The following is a 16,624-nucleotide window of genomic DNA, read 5'->3' on the forward strand; positions in this document are numbered from 1 at the left end:
CTTGCTTTTTAGCGTTTTCAGGGTTTTATAATCCAGAGCCAGTTTTTTTTATTTTGAGGTACCAATTTTGCGCAGCTTACTGGGTGACCTGCTGTTTCAGCGTTTAAATCAGCTTTCCGGCGGTTCGCTGGCCAAGCGCCTGTACGACGTGTTGCAGGGGGCGATTCAGGAAGGTGCCATCGCCACCGGAGTGCGGCTGCCCGCCAGCCGTGACCTGGCGCGCGAGCTTTCGGTATCGCGTAATACCGTACTGGCGGCGTACGAAAAACTGCAATCGGAAGGCTATCTGGAAACTCGCACCGGAAGTGGTACCTTCGTCTGCCTGGTGCTGCCGGAACAAAGCCCGGAAGTGGCCCCGGCACCCGTTCCACGTGCACGTGGTATGAATACTATCCGCCTGTCACGACGCGGGGCGCGTCTGCTGTCGCAAAGTGGTGCCGGGGCGTTTCAGTGGGGGGCGTTTATGCCGGGCGTGCCGGATGTGAGTTATATGCCGCACGATATCTGGCGCAAAATCCAGCTGCGCATCAGCCGACGTCTGCCGGTGGAATCACTGAGCTATGCCAACCACGGTGGATGCGTCGAGCTGCAACAGGCGCTGGCTGAGTATCTGCGGGTGATCCGTTCGGTCAACTGTACGGCGGAACAGGTGCTGGTCACGGCGGGCACCCATCAGTCGCTCGATTTGCTGGCGAAAATGCTGTGCGATCCGGGCGACAGTGCGCTGGTGGAGGAGCCGGGTTACTGGGGCATCCGCAACGTGCTGGCAGTCAATGGTATCGACCTGATCCCCACCGAGGTGGACGAGCAGGGGTTGGTGCTGCCCGCGGAACAGAGTGACCGTCCTGCGCCACGCCTGATTTGCGTCACCCCCTCGCACCAGTATCCGCTGGGGGCAGTGATGAGCCTGCAACGCCGCCATGAGTTATTAAATCGCGCCAAAAGTACCGGTAGCTGGGTGGTTGAGGATGATTACGATGGTGAGTTCCGCTTTGCTGGCAGCCCGATTCCGGCGCTCCAGGGCTTGTCGCCGGATGCACCAGTGATTTATCTCGGCACCTTCAGCAAGACGCTCTACCCGGGGATTCGTCTGAGTTACATGGTGGTGCCAAAACCGCTGGCGACGCGTATGAAAATGGCCCATTCGGAGCTTTATCGTGGCGGATATGGCCTGGTGCAGCTGACGCTGGCGGAGTTTATTCGTGAAGGGCACTACGCAGCCCATGTGCGGCGGATGCGGCAGATTTACAGCCGTCGCCGTGCGGCGTTGGTGGCGCTGATTACCGACACCCTCGGCGCGTCCTGGGTGGTACACCACAGCAACGCCGGGTTGCACCTGATTCTGGGCCTGCCGGAAAGTATCGACGATGTGGCTTTCAGTGCCGAGCTGGAGCAGAACGGTGTGCTGACACGTCCGCTCTCCTCGTACTACCAGCGCGGGACGTTGCGTCGCGGCCTGCTGCTGGGCTATGCCTGCGTTGACGAAGCGCAGATGGCCACTGCGTTCGCGCCGATTCTGCAACGCCTGCAACACCATCTCAAAACCACACCGGTGCCGATGTGACCGATGCTGCCCTGTCCCGGTGCAGGGCACGTAATCAGTGCATTAGCGGTATTATTAACATTTTTGCAACGTTAATTTTTAAAAGACAATAGAAATCAATAGCCTGCGGTTTTTGATTCAGGCTAACTTTGTATTAAAATTGTCAAATTTCTCTTGTGTTCCTGAAATGCGTTGTGATAGTGCTAAAAAAAGAGCCGCCAGCATGCGCATGTCAGACATGTCGATGCAGGAATCGTGCCGAATTACTTTTCCTTCACGCTTTACGAGAGAACGTCATGAGAAATTTCGTTAGTTTCAGGAACATAAAAAAGAGTTACGACGGCGATAAGCTGGTGGTGCGTAACCTCAATCTTGACGTGGAGGAAGGGGAGTTTCTCACGCTGCTTGGTCCATCCGGTTCAGGTAAAACCACCAGCCTGATGATGCTGGCGGGCTTTGAAACGCCGACCGATGGCGAGATTTTATTGCGTGATAAACCGCTGCATACCTTGCCACCGCATCAGCGCGACATCGGCATGGTATTCCAGAACTATGCGCTGTTCCCCCATATGACGGTGGCGGAAAATCTTGCCTTTCCGCTGTCGATCCGCCGCATGAACAAAGCCGACATCAAATCCCGCGTTGATCGCATTCTGGATATGATCAAACTGACGTCACTGGCGGATCGCTATCCGGCCCAAATGTCCGGGGGGCAGCAGCAACGTGTGGCCCTGGCGCGTGCGCTGGTGTTTGAACCGAAGCTGGTGCTGATGGATGAACCGCTCGGGGCGCTGGATAAGCAACTGCGTGAACATATGCAGATGGAGATCAAACAGTTACACGATATTCTGGGCCTGACGATCGTCTATGTGACGCATGATCAGAGCGAAGCGATGACCATGTCCGATCGGGTCGCGGTATTCAACGATGGCATGATCCAGCAGATGGACAGCCCGGATAAACTTTACGAGCAGCCGGAGAATGCGTTTGTCGCGCAGTTTATTGGCGAAAACAACAGCTTACTGGCGACGCAGGTGGCGCAGAACGGTGATTTCTATCAGGTGAAACTGGATGATGGTACGCAGCTTGATGCGCTGAAAGTGCGCCCCAGTTCACCGGGCAAAAAGATCCAGCTCAGCATTCGCCCGGAGCGTGTGAACGTCAATGCACCGGAGCAGGGCGATCAGATCGTGCAGGCGCAGATCCAGCAGTTTATTTACCTGGGCGACCATGTTCGTATGCTGACCAGCGTGGCCGGGCAGGAGAACTTTATGGTGAAGCTGTCGCCGTCGAAGATGGACAAAAGCTGGCAGCCGGGCGCACAGGTAAGCCTGTCGTGGCAGCCGCAGCATCTGCGTGCGCTGGATGTGATGTTGCAATAAATCGCTGTTGACCTTGCGCGATAAATCGCGCCGCTACAAATGTGTGCAGTGTACGTAGCGGCGCGATTTATCGCGCAAAACAAGGCGTCCCAAGGGACGCCTTAAGCGTTTTAACCTTCAGCCTGCTGCGACTGAATCGCTGTCAGGGCGATGGTGTAGACAATGTCATCCACCAGCGCACCGCGTGACAGGTCGTTGACCGGCTTGCGCATACCCTGCAACATCGGTCCGATGGAGATCAGGTCCGCTGAACGCTGTACCGCTTTGTAGGTGGTGTTACCGGTGTTCAGATCCGGGAAGATAAACACGGTGGCACGGCCTGCAACCTGCGAGTTCGGCGCTTTGGATTTCGCCACGTCTTCCATGATGGCGGCGTCATACTGCAACGGACCGTCGATCACCAGGTCAGGGCGTTTTTCCTGCGCGATACGCGTGGCTTCACGGACTTTCTCAACGTCGCTACCGGCACCGGAGTTACCGGTGGAGTAGGAGATCATCGCGACGCGCGGGTCGATACCGAAGGCTTTAGCAGAATCGGCAGACTGAATCGCGATTTCGGCCAGCTGTTCCGGGTTCGGGTCCGGGTTGATGGCGCAGTCGCCATACACCAGCACCTGCTCCGGCAGCAGCATAAAGAACACCGAAGAAACCAGTGAGCTGTTCGGCGCAGTTTTGATCAGCTGCAACGGCGGACGGATGGTGTTGGCGGTGGTGTGTACGGCACCGGAAACCAGGCCATCAACTTCACCACTTTCCAGCATCATGGTGCCCAGCACCACGTTGTCTTCCAGCTGTTCCTGCGCAACCACTTCGGTCATGCCTTTGCTCTTACGCAGTTCAACCAGACGCGGCACATAGTTTTCACGCACCACTTCCGGATCGACAATGACGATGCCTTTGCCCAGTTCCACGCCCTGAGCCGCAGCCACACGCTGGATCTCATCCGGGTTACCCAGCAGCACACAGGTGGCGATTCCGCGTTCGGCACAGATGGCGGCGGCTTTCACGGTTCGCGGTTCGTCGCCTTCCGGCAGAACGATACGCTTGCCTGCTTTGCGTGCCAGCTCGGTCAGCTGGTAGCGGAAGGCTGGCGGTGACAGACGACGGCTGCGCTCGGAAGTGGCGGTCAGCGATTCGATCCAGTCGTCATTGATGTAGCTGGCGACGTACTCCTGCACTTTTTCAATACGCTGGGTATCATCAGCCGGGACTTCCAGGTTGAAGCTTTGCAGGCTGAGCGAGGTCTGCCAGGTGTTGGTTTTCACCATAAATACCGGCAGGCCGGTCTGGAAGGCGCGCTCGCACAGACGACCAATACGTTCATCAATCTCGTAACCACCGGTCAGCAGAATGGCCCCGATTTCCACGCCGTTCATCGCGGCCAGGCAGGCTGCCAGCAATACGTCAGGGCGGTCTGCGGAGGTCACCAGCAGAGAACCCGGACGGAAGTGCTCCAGCATGTGCGGGATGCTACGGGCGCAGAAGGTAACGGATTTCACCCGGCGCGTCTGGATTTCGCCTTCGTTGATGATGTCGGCGTTCAGGTGACGGCACATATCAATCGCGCGGGTGGCGATCAGATCAAAGCTCCACGGCACACAACCCAGCACCGGCAGCGGGCTGTTGGTGAACAGCGTTTTAGGATCGATGTTGGCGATGCTGGCTTTGGAAGAGTCATCAAAAATCTCTGACAAATCCGGACGCGTGCGTCCCTGTTCATCCACCGGAGCATTCAGTTTGTTGATGATCACGCCAGTGATGTTTTTGTTCTTGCTGCCGCCAAAGCTGCTTTGCGTCAGTTCGATACGTTCTTTCAGCTGGGCCGGAGAATCGTTACCCAGGGCGGTGACGAAGACGATTTCGGCGTTCAGGGTTTTGGCGATTTCATAGTTCAGTGCGGAGGCAAACTGGTGTTTGCGTGTCGGCACCAGACCTTCCACCAGCACCACTTCGGCATCTTTGGTGTTTTCATGGTAGCGGGCGATGATCTCTTCCATCAGCACGTCCTGCTGGTTCGAACCCAGCAGCGACTCAACACGTGACATCAGCAGCGGTTCAGCGGCTGGGATCGTGGAGTTCTTACGGATGATGGTGGTGGTCTGGTCCGGTTTGTCGCCGCCAGTACGTGGCTGCGCAATCGGTTTGAATACGCTCAGGCGCACGCCTTTGCGTTCCATCGCACGGATCACGCCAAGACTGACGCTGGTCAGACCGACGCTGGTGCCGGTTGGAATGAGCATAATTGTACGTGACACTTTATAACCTCTCAGGTGTTGCAGGGTGTCAAAAACAACTCCGTCAGCCTGAGCTGACGGAGAGAAGCCTTTACGCGGTGAGACGCGCGGCGTCCTGGGCGATGACCAACTCTTCGTTGGTGGGGATCACCACCGCTGGGCGGGTGCCTTCTTTATTAATGAAGCCGGATTTACCGAAACGCGCCGCCAGGTTACGTTCGTGGTCCACTTCAAAGCCCAGCAGGCCGAGTTTTTGCAGTGACAGCTCACGCACCATCGCGGCATTTTCACCGATACCGCCGGTGAAGACTACCGCATCCAGACGGCCTTCCATCAGCGAGGTGTAGCCGCCGATGTACTTCGCCAGGCGATGGCAGAACACGTCCATGGCGCGTTTGGCATCTTCTTTGGTGGTGTAGTTATCTTCCACGTAGCGGCAGTCGCTGGTCACTTCGGTCAGACCCAGCAGGCCAGACTCTTTGGTCAGCAGTTTGTTGATGGCATCAACGCTCATGCCGAGGGTGTCATGCAGGAAGAAGACGATGGCCGGATCGATGTCACCGCTGCGGGTGCCCATCACCAGACCTTCCAGTGGCGTCAGACCCATTGAGGTATCGACGCAAATGCCGTTACGAATGGCAGAAACAGAACCGCCGTTGCCCAGGTGGCAGGTGATGACGTTCAGCTCTTCTACCGGTTTACCCAGCATTTTTGCCGCTTCCTGGGTCACGTAGTAGTGGCTGGTACCGTGGGCACCATAGCGACGTACGCCGTGTTCTTTATACAATTTATACGGCAGAGCGTAGAGATACGATTCTTCAGGCATTGTCTGATGGAATGCTGTATCAAAAACCGCCACATTCTTATCTGAAAGGTGCGGGAAATTTTTCATTGCTTCGTCGATACCGATCAGATGTGCCGGATTGTGCAGCGGAGCAAATGAAGAAGCATCTTTAATGCCCTGAATAACGGACTCATCAATCACGACAGATTTCGTCAGCTGTTCGCCGCCATGAACGATACGATGGCCGATTGCAGCGATTTGTGCCGAAAGCTCTGGTTTTTGTGCCAGAATAGTTTTAACAATGAAGTTGAGGGCTTCGCTGTGCGCTGCGCCCGCGCCCAGAGGGGCTTCCTGTTTGCTACCCTCGAGTTTCCATTTAATACGCGCTTCAGGCAGGTGGAAGCATTCAGCCAGACCGGAGAGGAATTCGTCGCCGTTGGCGGGGTTGAGGATGGCAAACTTGAGTGAGGAGCTGCCGCAGTTCAGAACCAGAACTAACTTCGTCGACATGGAAGTACCTATTGGTTAAATAGTGGCGAGAAATAACGCAATCAGACTAACAGCGTAGTTCATGAAAGCTGGTAAATTAATGATTAACATCATGCGGTAGTCAAAAAGAGACCGATCCGCAAAAAAATTTTGGTAATTTTACGCGATTTTTTTAAATCAGCTTAGCGAAACATGGCTCTAAACTGCGCTTTTATTGAGCAGAAGCTTCCGGTAATGTTGCTAAAACGGCGTCAGAATACCCAGTGTCACCCTTAAAGACAAAAACTTTTGAAGGATGTCACGTAAAGTTGTGTGGTTGTCAGTTTATTTTAAATCTTGCAGTAATAGTTGAGGTCTACCATGGCGAATGATACAGGTAATCCAGGCTGGTTCGGCTTATTTCAGCGCGGCCAGCATTACATGAAGACCTGGCCAGCCGATAAACGCCTGGCTCCGGTGTTTCCTGAAAATCGTGTGGTGACGGCGACACGTTTTTCCATTCGCTTTATGCCTCCCCTGGCAATTTTTACCCTGACGTGGCAGATCGCCATGGGGGGACAGCTGGGGCCAGCGGTGGCGACGGCATTGTTTGCCTGTAGCCTGCCGATGCAGGGTTTATGGTGGCTGGGTAAACGCTCGATGACACCGTTGCCACCTTCTTTACTGCAATGGTTCCATGAGGTCCGCGCCAAACTGGAAGAAGCCGGACAGGCGATTGCGCCGGTCGAAGGTAAACCGACCTACCAGGCACTGGCCGATGTGCTGAAACGGGCATTTAAACAGCTGGATCGGACCTTCCTTGACGATCTTTGATCGATAAACGTTTCCCGCCGGGACAGAATTCGCCGCTGATCCCGGTTCAAATCAAAGAAAAGTGGTGCGGACATACCCGCATCTGTTCCCTTGTGCAATCATTTCTCTATACCTAAATTGATGCCCCGGGAGAACAACCATGGAAATGACCCACGCACAGCGGCTCATCCTGTCGAATCAGTACAAAATGATGGCGATGCTGGAGCCGGACAACGCTGAACGTTACCGCCGTTATCAGACCATCATTGAACGTGGCTATGGCCTGCAGTTACGCGAACTGGATAAAGAGTTCGGCGAGCTGAGCGAAGACACCTGTCGCACCCTGATCGATATTATGGAGATGCACCACGCGCTGCATGTTTCCTGGTCCAATCTCAAAGATTCCGCGCTGATTGAGGAACGTCGTCTGGCCTTTCTCGGTTTTGACGCCGCCACGGAAGCACGCTACCTCGGCTATGTGCGTTTTATGGTCAATACCGAAGGGCGCTACACCCACTTTGATTCCGGCACCCACGGGTTTAATGCCCAAACGCCGATGTGGGAAAAATACCAACGTATGCTGGCGGTGTGGCACACTTGTCCGCGTCAGTATCATTTGAGCGCGAACGAGATCGCGCAAATCCTTAATGCCTGAAGAAGGAGCATCGAGTGAAGTACAGGGGTTTTCTGTTTGATTTAGATGGCACGCTGGTGGATTCGCTGCCTGCTGTTGAGCGCGCGTGGACCCAATGGGGTGAACGTCATGGTTTTGCGGCGGAAGAAATCCTGAGCTTCATTCATGGTAAACAGGCAATTACCTCGCTGCGCCATTTTATGGCGGGCCAGAGCGAGGAGGCGATTCAGGCGGAGTTTTTGCGTCTGGAGCGTATCGAAGCGGAAGATACTGACGGGGTGTGTGCTTTGCCGGGTGCACAGGCACTGCTGGCGACACTCAACGAGCTGCAAATTCCGTGGGCGATTGTCACGTCAGGTTCAGTCCCGGTTGCCCATGCGCGTCACAAAGCCGCCGGATTGCCTGCACCTGCCGTGTTTATCACCGCCGAGAATGTAAAACGCGGCAAGCCGGAACCGGATGCCTATTTGTTGGGGGCAGAAAAGCTGGGACTGGCAGCTGCCGAATGCGTGGTGGTGGAAGATGCCCCCGCTGGCGTGCTGGCCGGACTGAATGCGGGCAGTGCGGTGATTGCGGTGAATGCGCCGAAAGATACTCCGCGTCTTGACGAGGTAACTTTTGCGCTTACCACGCTGGAAGCCCTGGTAGTGACCGGTGACGGCAAGGGCGGTTTTACCCTGTCGCTGCAAGCATAATTTGTAGCGGCACGATTTATCGCGCTGTTTTTAAAAGACGCGCGATAAATCGCGCCGCTACAGCGGCGTATCCTGCGAAATTTCATCCAGCGACAGGCTGAAGCTGGGGATGAAAACCTCAACAAAATAATCCATTTCCGGAGAACGGCGTTGGGCCAGCGTTTTTTCCAGACGCGCTTTTGCCAGCAAAAACTCATTGTTACCGGCAGACAGTTCTTCAAGGCATTTGACATACGCACACAGGGCATCGGCCTGCTTCACCACTGCCTGTTCCGCTTCGCTATGCAGATGCTCATCCAGCAACGGACGAAACTCTTCCTGCAGTTCCGCCGGGAGCATTTCAATCAGTTTGTGTTGGGCTATCTTCTCGATCTTTTTGTATTCATGGGCAATTTGCGCATTGTAATACTTCACCGGGGTCGGTAGATCGCCGGTCAGCACTTCACTGGCATCATGATAAAGCGCCAGCATGGCAATGCGATCGGCATTCAGATTGCCGTTGAATTTTTTGTTTTTAATCACGGCCAGCACATGGGCGACCATGGCGACCTGCAGGCTGTGCTCAGAGACATTCTCGGTGCGTACGTTACGCATCAGTGGCCAGCGGTTGATCAGTTTAAGACGGGAGAGATGGGCGAAAAAGTGGCTACGGGTCATGAGCAGTTCCTGATCGGACGGCGGGGAGAGAAGCCTCTCCCCGAAATACACTCACTATACGCGTGTGACGCTACTGACGATACCCTTGCAGGAAGCGACCAAACTTGGTGATGGCCATTTCCAGATCGTCAACGCGGGGCAGGGTAACGATGCGCACGTGATCCGGCCATGGCCAGTTGAACGCGGTACCCTGCACCAGCAGCACTTTTTCCTGGAGCAGGAAATCAAGCACCATTTTCTGATCGTCGAACAGATTGAATTTCTTCGCATCAATGCGCGGGAACATATAGAGCGCACCCTGCGGCTTGACGCAGCTGACGCCCGGGATGTCATTAATCAATTCCCAGGCGCGCTGGCGTTGCTCATAAAGGCGGCCGCCAGGCACGATAAATTCACTGATACTCTGATAGCCACCCAGCGCGGTCTGAATCGCGTGTTGTGCGGGTACGTTGGCACACAAACGCATTGAGGCCAGCATTTCCAGACCTTCAATGTAGCCTTTCGCGTGTTTCTTCGGACCGTTCAGCACCATCCAGCCCTGACGGAAACCGGCAACGCGATAGGTTTTTGACAGGCCGTTAAAGGTAACGGTCAACAGATCGGGTGCCAGCGCGGCAATAGAATGATGCTGCGCTTCGTCATACAGGATTTTGTCGTAAATCTCATCGGCAAAGATGATCAGGTTATGCTGGCGGGCAATCTCAACGATTTCCATCAGCAATTCTTTGCTGTACACCGCACCGGTGGGGTTGTTCGGGTTGATAATCACGATGCCGCGCGTGCGCGGGGTGATTTTGCTGCGGATATCATCCAGGTCCGGGAACCAGCCGGCGGATTCATCACACAGATAATGTACCGCTTTACCACTGGAAAGGGAGACGGCGGCGGTCCACAACGGGTAATCCGGTGCAGGTACCAGCATTTCATCACCGCTGTTCAGCAGCGCCTGCATGGCCTGCACAATCAGTTCCGAAACACCGTTACCGATATAGATGTCTTCAACCGTCATATCGCGCATGTCGCGCGCCTGATAATGCTGCATGATTGCTTTGCGCGCTGAATAGAGACCTTTGGAGTCACAATATCCCTGGGCACTGGGCAGGTTGCGGATGACATCAACCAGGATTTCATCGGGGGCTTCAAAACCAAACGGGGCAGGGTTGCCAATGTTGAGTTTGAGAACTTTGTTGCCTTCTTCTTCGAGACGTTTCGCCTCTTTCAGTACCGGGCCACGGATGTCATAACAGACATTATCCAGCTTGCCGGATTTATCAATTTGAAAATTCATCGCTACCGCCTTAACGGGCAGAGTCCATTTAACCTGCCTCAAAAAACAAACCCGCCCAATTTACTCCTCTCCCCGGAACAAAAGAAGGGTAACGAAAGGTTTTGGCGAGTTTGGCAATTTTTTATGCTGATACTGGCTGAAAAGGCATTTTACACTGATTAATCTGGTTGAATTATCCAGTAAAGTTACCAGGGTTGATATTTAATGCTGACAGGGGGGCGGGGAGCTGTAAACTCCTTAATCCAGACGTAAAGAAGGGGATTGCGTATATTTTTATTCACAACTGTCGCATTGAATCGTTAGCGACGTAATGAAATAGTTAAAGAATCCTTGTAGGAAGTCGAATAATTAGTCATTGCCAGTTTATTGTCCGCTGGCGTCAGAAACTGTCCCCGATTCTCATTCAGTTTCAGAGACAGAATCAGAGAACTATCGGCAGCAGGGCGGTGTCCGTAGTCTGTATTAAATAGCATTTGCGCTGAAACTTAAGCTTTCCCTATGAAGTTTCGGAACCAGGGGGGCTTAAAAAATGAACAGCTTTGTGGCAGGATGTGCGGGAAAAGGGGACAGGTCAAAAATTACGAGCTTTCTAACAAAAACATTTCCATTTCTGGCGCAAAAATGATTAAGTATAATTTATTATTTGATGCACTTTACCTCTTCGCATCACCATAACATACAGTTATCATTTTTTGACCCGCGCACACTTTTGGCGGGAAACCAGGCAACTACACAGCTTCCTGCATTTGCGCGATTTACGCTTTCGGCCCGAGAAGTTGTTCTGTCTTTGTGACGCCGCTGCTCTGTTTTCAGAGTGACGTAATCGTTGGAATCCGCCTGACCCAGTTTTTTCATGACAGTCTCCACACAGGACTGTCATTAAGCACCATTACCTCTTATCCCAATGATAAGTAAGGTAATACACCAGGGTAGTAGTTTGTAAAAAATCTTATAAGTGAAGAAAAAACATGACTAATGCAAATCGTCCGATACTGAATCTCGACCTCGATCTGCTGAGAACTTTCGTCGCCGTTGCTGACCTGAACACTTTTGCGGCTGCGGCTGCGGCCGTGTGCAGAACGCAATCAGCAGTAAGCCAGCAGATGCAGCGTCTGGAACAATTGGTAGGTAAAGAGCTGTTTGCCAGACATGGACGTAATAAATTACTGACGGAGCATGGCATCCAACTGCTGGGCTACGCCAGAAAAATCCTTCGTTTCAATGACGAAGCTTGTACCTCTCTGATGTATAGCAATATTCAGGGCGTGCTGACCATTGGCGCTTCTGACGACACCTCAGATACCATTCTGCCTTTCCTGCTCAATCGTGTGACCTCGGTTTATCCGAAGCTGGCGATTGATGTCCGCGTGAAGCGTAATCCATTTATGATGGAAATGCTGAACCAGGGAGAAGTGGATTTGGTGGTCACCACTTCCAGTCCGGGTAGCTTTACCCACCAGGTTCTGCGTACCTCGCCGACCCTGTGGTATTGTGCGGCTGATTACATCTTCCAGCGCGGTGAAGCGATTCCACTGGTGCTGCTGGATGAACCAAGCCCGTACCGCGACATGGCAATTGATCATCTGAACGAAGCGGGTATTCCGTGGCGTATTTCCTATGTGGCCTCGACACTGGCGGCAGTCCGTGCGGCAGTAAAAGCCGGTCTTGGCGTTACCGCGCGTCCGGTGGAAATGATGAGCCCGGAACTGCGTGTGATGGGTGCTGCTGAAGGCTTGCCTGTTCTGCCGGATACCCAATATCTGCTGTGTCGTAATCCGGACAGCGATAATGAACTGGCGCTGGCCATCTTCAATGCTATGCAGTCCACTAATGATCCGTACAATCTGAGTGCAAATCCGGACGGCACACTGTTGCTGGACGACGAAGAGTAAGCACAATCTGCGCGGGTAATCATTCTCAAATAGAATACCAGGCAATTGTTAAAACTTAGATAAATAAGCCTTAGCATGATTTTTTTCTGCTAAGGCTTTTTTTATGTCATTTATCTCTGCCATTCTGATGCTGACAAGCCTGCAATAAATTTCCCCCCGCCTGAAAAAATGAAATGCGTTCCATTTTCATCTGAAGTGGAACGATTTTCTCATTTCGTGCCATCTTTCCCTGGGCATCTGTCAGCAAGAATTGTCTCTTTTTACAGCAAAAAGCATTGTTATGTGTCCTGGATCAAGAAAATAGCCCTGAAAAGGACAAGGAAATCCGGTTAATTCCTGTCAAAATATGATTGTTAAATGCACGATCCATGCATGTGAATACCCGCTACACTGAAAGTAACCTCACAAACTGAAGCGATTTAGCTGGCGCAACGGGCCTTGTATGTTAATAATATGCTGCGGATGTAAAATAATGTTTGGATACTTTTGTCAAAGTTGACAAAAGGTTATAGAAAGGAGTAAAAAACCCCATAAAATTGCTGCTTAATTGCTAATGACAGCAAAGTTTATAAGGTTTTTTATCCTTCCCTTGAATCGATGTGGTGCGTTTGCTGCGAATGTGCAGGATGCCATCGCCACTTTTGATGAGTAAGCAAAGAGTATGTCAACAACCACAGAAGTGATCGCTCATCACTGGGCATTTATTGTTTTCATTGTTCTCGCGTTCGGTCTTTGCGCCTTTATGTTGACCGGTGGCTGGTTGTTAGGTGGTCGTGCCCGCGCGCGTTACAAGAACACCCCGTTTGAATCGGGTATCGATTCGGTCGGTGATACCCATATTCGCCTCTCTGCAAAATTCTATCTGGTTGCGATGTTCTTCGTGATTTTCGACGTCGAAGCCCTCTTTTTATACGCATGGTCGACTTCCATCCGCGAAAGTGGCTGGGTCGGCTTTGTCGAAGCCGCAATTTTCATTTTGGTGCTACTGGCAGGCCTGGTTTACCTGGTTCGCATCGGTGCGCTGGATTGGGCACCGGCGCGTCGTCGCGTGGTGGTCAAGTCAAGCCCGGTCAGTCACAGCCACACCAATCCTCAAAAGCAGTAAAAGCGAGGCAATAAGATGGACTACACGCTGACACGCGTAGACCCGAATGGGGGCGATAACGATCGCTATCCGCTGCAAAAACAGGAGATCGTCGCTGATCCTCTGGAGCAGCACGTTCACCGCAGCGTCTATATGGGCAAACTCGAAAATGCCCTGCACGACATGGTGAACTGGGGTCGTAAAAACTCTCTCTGGCCGTACAACTTCGGCCTTTCCTGTTGCTACGTGGAGATGACCACGTCATTCACTGCGGTGCATGACGTGGCGCGTTTTGGTGCGGAAGTTATGCGCGCCTCACCGCGTCAGGCTGACTTCATGGTGATTGCCGGTACGCCGTTTACCAAAATGGCCCCGGTGATTCAGCGTCTGTATGACCAGATGCTCGAACCCAAATGGGTCATATCAATGGGGGCCTGTGCCAACTCCGGCGGCATGTATGACATCTATTCGGTGGTACAGGGCGTAGATAAATTCCTGCCAGTGGATGTGTATATCCCAGGTTGCCCGCCGCGTCCGGAAGCTTATATGCAGGCGCTGCTGCTGTTACGCGAATCCATCGGCAAAGAGCGTCGTCCGCTCTCGTGGGTGGTGGGGGATCAGGGCGTTTATCGCGCGAATATGCAATCAGAACGCGAAAGAAAACGCGGTGACCGTATCGCCGTCACCAACCTGAGAACACCCGACGAAGTTTAAGCTACCCGTACACGGATGGAGCCACGGCCGCAGCAGAACACCACAATTTAATGTGTGCCGCCATCCTGACGCCTTCTTTTGAGTGCCTGATAACAGGCCGGAATGGTGAGTAACGTATGACAGATTTAACCACGCAAGATCTCGCTCAGCCTGCATGGCAAACCCGGGATCACCTGGACGACCCGGTGATCGGCGAGCTGCGTAACCGTTTTGGGCCGGATGCCTTTACCGTTCAGGCCACCCGCACCGGTATTCCGGTGGTGTGGGTGAAGCGTGAACAATTGCTGGAAATTGTCGAATTCCTGCGCAAACTGCCGAAGCCTTACGTCATGCTGTATGATTTGCATGGCATGGACGAGCGTTTACGTACCAACCGCGCGGGTCTGCCTGCCGCGGATTTTTCCGTTTTCTATCATCTGCTATCGATTGAACGCAATCGCGACATCATGCTCAAAGTCGCGTTGTCTGAAAACGATATGCGTCTGCCGACCATCACCAAAATTTTTGCCAATGCCAACTGGTATGAGCGCGAAACCTGGGAAATGTTTGGCATGACCTTTGATGGTCACCCGCACCTGACGCGCATCATGATGCCGCAAACGTGGGAAGGGCATCCGTTGCGCAAGGATTATCCGGCGCGTGCGACCGAATTTGATCCCTTCACGCTGACCAAACAAAAAGAAGACCTCGAAATGGAGTCGCTGACCTTCAAACCCGAAGACTGGGGGATGAAGCGCAGCACCGCCAACGAGGACTTTATGTTCCTTAACCTCGGTCCAAACCACCCGTCTGCCCACGGTGCGTTCCGTATCATTCTGCAACTGGATGGCGAAGAGATCGTCGACTGCGTGCCGGATGTTGGTTATCACCACCGCGGTGCCGAGAAGATGGGTGAGCGCCAGTCCTGGCACAGCTACATTCCGTATACCGACCGTATCGAGTATCTCGGTGGTTGCGTTAACGAAATGCCGTATGTGCTGGCGGTGGAAAAACTGGCGGGTATCACCGTTCCGGATCGCGTCAATGTGATTCGCGTGATGCTGTCGGAACTGTTCCGCATCAACAGCCATCTGCTGTACATCTCTACCTTTATTCAGGACGTCGGTGCTATGACGCCGGTGTTCTTCGCCTTTACCGATCGCCAGAAAATCTATGATGTGGTCGAAGCCATTACCGGTTTCCGTATGCACCCGGCATGGTTCCGTATTGGTGGTGTGGCGCACGATCTGCCGAAAGGCTGGGAACGTCTGCTGCGTGAATTCCTCGACTGGATGCCAAAACGTCTGAAAGAGTACGACAAAGCAGCGCTGCGCAACCGCGTGCTGATGGGCCGTTCTCAGGGCGTTGCCGCGTACAACATGGACGAAGCACTGGCGTGGGGCACCACCGGTGCCGGTCTGCGCGCCACGGGTCTTGATTTTGACGTGCGTAAATGGCGTCCGTATTCAGGTTACGAGAATTTCGATTTCGAGATTCCGGTCGGTGCCGGGATCAGCGATGCCTACACCCGCGTGATGCTGAAAATGGAAGAGATGTGGCAGTCGCTGCGCATTCTGGAGCAGTGCCTGAAAAATATGCCGGAAGGGCCGTTCAAAGCGGATCACCCGCTAACCACGCCGCCGCCGAAAGAGCGCACGCTGCAACACATCGAAACCCTGATCACTCACTTCCTGCAGGTTTCCTGGGGCCCGGTAATGCCGGCCAACGAATCCTTCCAGATGATCGAGGCGACCAAAGGGATCAACAGTTACTACCTGACCAGCGATGGCAGCACCATGAGCTACCGCACCCGCGTGCGTACGCCGAGCTTCCCGCATCTGCAACAGATCCCTTCGGTGATCCGTGGCAGCCTGGTATCCGATCTGATCGTTTACCTCGGTAGTATCGATTTTGTTATGTCAGACGTGGACCGCTAATTATGCACGATCAAAAAATTGCCATCCAAACGATCGACCCGAATGAGGTCTTTGTGCTGAGCGAGGCAGAACACCACGCGATTGAGCACGAAAAACACCATTACGAAGATGCGCGTGCGGCTTCCATTGAAGCGCTGAAGATCGTGCAGAAACAGCGTGGCTGGGTGCCTGACGGCGCAATTCACGCCATTGCCGACGTGCTCGGTATTCCGGCCAGTGACGTAGAAGGTGTGGCGACATTCTATAGCCAGATCTATCGCCAGCCGGTTGGGCGTCATGTGATTCGCTACTGCGATAGCGTGGTGTGCCATATCACTGGTTATCAGGGAATTCAGGCCGCGTTAGAACAAAACCTGCACATCAAACCGGGCCAGACGACGCCGGATGGCCGCTTTACGTTGCTGCCGACCTGCTGCCTGGGTAACTGCGATAAAGGCCCGACCATGATGGTGGATGAAGATACCCATGTTCATCTGACGCCGGAAGGTATTGCCAACTTACTGGAGCAGTATCAATGACT

14 protein-coding genes are annotated in these 16,624 nt (G+C 53.4%); 10 read left to right on the forward strand and 4 right to left on the reverse strand.

The window, feature by feature from the left end; genetic code table 11:
- Window positions 1-67 precede the first annotated feature (67 nt).
- Window positions 68-1,564 (forward strand): PLP-dependent aminotransferase family protein, encoded by a 1,497-nt coding sequence (locus tag RCF31_RS19435; RefSeq protein WP_299445306.1) that lies wholly within the window; start codon window positions 68-70, stop codon window positions 1,562-1,564.
- 275 nt (window positions 1,565-1,839) lie between these two features.
- Window positions 1,840-2,925, forward strand: coding sequence for an ABC transporter ATP-binding protein (locus RCF31_RS19440; protein ID WP_416412016.1), 1,086 nt, complete (start codon window positions 1,840-1,842; stop codon window positions 2,923-2,925).
- Between the two features lie 110 nt (window positions 2,926-3,035).
- Here RCF31_RS19440 and pta read toward each other — a convergent pair whose 3' ends face one another.
- Both pta and ackA read right to left on the reverse strand, forming a co-directional pair.
- Window positions 3,036-5,180, reverse strand: a complete 2,145-nt coding sequence (pta, locus tag RCF31_RS19445; protein WP_208715910.1) for a phosphate acetyltransferase — start codon at window positions 5,178-5,180, stop codon at window positions 3,036-3,038.
- Window positions 5,181-5,250: 70 nt separating this feature from the next.
- Window positions 5,251-6,453 (reverse strand): acetate kinase, encoded by a 1,203-nt coding sequence (ackA, locus tag RCF31_RS19450; RefSeq protein ID WP_299445312.1) that lies wholly within the window; start codon window positions 6,451-6,453, stop codon window positions 5,251-5,253.
- Between the two features lie 339 nt (window positions 6,454-6,792).
- On the opposite strand from ackA, the gene yfbV reads away from it, so the two are divergent.
- From yfbV to RCF31_RS19465, 3 genes are all read left to right on the forward strand, one after another.
- Window positions 6,793-7,245: a terminus macrodomain insulation protein YfbV gene (yfbV, locus tag RCF31_RS19455; RefSeq protein WP_084876127.1), complete on the forward strand. Its 453-nt coding sequence runs from the start codon at window positions 6,793-6,795 to the stop codon at window positions 7,243-7,245.
- Window positions 7,246-7,384: 139 nt separating this feature from the next.
- On the forward strand, window positions 7,385-7,879 hold the full coding sequence (locus RCF31_RS19460; protein ID WP_084876126.1) for a YfbU family protein: 495 nt from the start codon (window positions 7,385-7,387) through the stop codon (window positions 7,877-7,879).
- Between the two features lie 14 nt (window positions 7,880-7,893).
- Complete coding sequence (locus RCF31_RS19465; RefSeq protein WP_416412018.1) at window positions 7,894-8,553, forward strand: sugar phosphatase; 660 nt, start codon at window positions 7,894-7,896, stop codon at window positions 8,551-8,553.
- Between the two features lie 57 nt (window positions 8,554-8,610).
- Here the strand turns inward: RCF31_RS19465 and yfbR are convergent, their stop codons facing one another.
- A complete protein-coding gene (gene yfbR, locus RCF31_RS19470; RefSeq protein WP_299445317.1) occupies window positions 8,611-9,210 on the reverse strand; it encodes a 5'-deoxynucleotidase in 600 nt (199 codons plus the stop codon).
- Window positions 9,211-9,280: 70 nt separating this feature from the next.
- Window positions 9,281-10,498: a pyridoxal phosphate-dependent aminotransferase gene (locus RCF31_RS19475; RefSeq protein WP_084876123.1), complete on the reverse strand. Its 1,218-nt coding sequence runs from the start codon at window positions 10,496-10,498 to the stop codon at window positions 9,281-9,283.
- A gap of 968 nt (window positions 10,499-11,466) precedes the next feature.
- On the opposite strand from RCF31_RS19475, the gene lrhA reads away from it, so the two are divergent.
- The 5 genes from lrhA to nuoE all read left to right on the forward strand — a co-directional run bounded on the left by lrhA (window position 11,467) and on the right by nuoE (window position 16,622).
- Window positions 11,467-12,390 (forward strand): transcriptional regulator LrhA, encoded by a 924-nt coding sequence (lrhA, locus tag RCF31_RS19480; protein WP_033791641.1) that lies wholly within the window; start codon window positions 11,467-11,469, stop codon window positions 12,388-12,390.
- A 661-nt stretch (window positions 12,391-13,051) separates the two neighbouring features.
- Entirely contained in the window at window positions 13,052-13,495 is a 444-nt protein-coding gene (locus RCF31_RS19485; RefSeq protein WP_084876121.1) for an NADH-quinone oxidoreductase subunit A, read from the forward strand.
- Between the two features lie 15 nt (window positions 13,496-13,510).
- Window positions 13,511-14,188 carry a NuoB/complex I 20 kDa subunit family protein gene (locus RCF31_RS19490; protein ID WP_084876120.1) on the forward strand — a complete coding sequence of 226 codons (678 nt, stop codon included), beginning with the start codon at window positions 13,511-13,513 and terminating at the stop codon, window positions 14,186-14,188.
- Window positions 14,189-14,304: 116 nt separating this feature from the next.
- Complete coding sequence (gene nuoC / locus RCF31_RS19495; protein ID WP_084876119.1) at window positions 14,305-16,104, forward strand: NADH-quinone oxidoreductase subunit C/D; 1,800 nt, start codon at window positions 14,305-14,307, stop codon at window positions 16,102-16,104.
- A gap of 2 nt (window positions 16,105-16,106) precedes the next feature.
- Window positions 16,107-16,622 (forward strand): NADH-quinone oxidoreductase subunit NuoE, encoded by a 516-nt coding sequence (nuoE, locus tag RCF31_RS19500; RefSeq protein ID WP_416412019.1) that lies wholly within the window; start codon window positions 16,107-16,109, stop codon window positions 16,620-16,622.
- Window positions 16,623-16,624 lie beyond the last annotated feature (2 nt).

Origin of the sequence: Pantoea sp. App145 (assembly GCF_047947045.1) — a bacterium.
GTDB lineage: Bacteria > Pseudomonadota > Gammaproteobacteria > Enterobacterales > Enterobacteriaceae > Pantoea.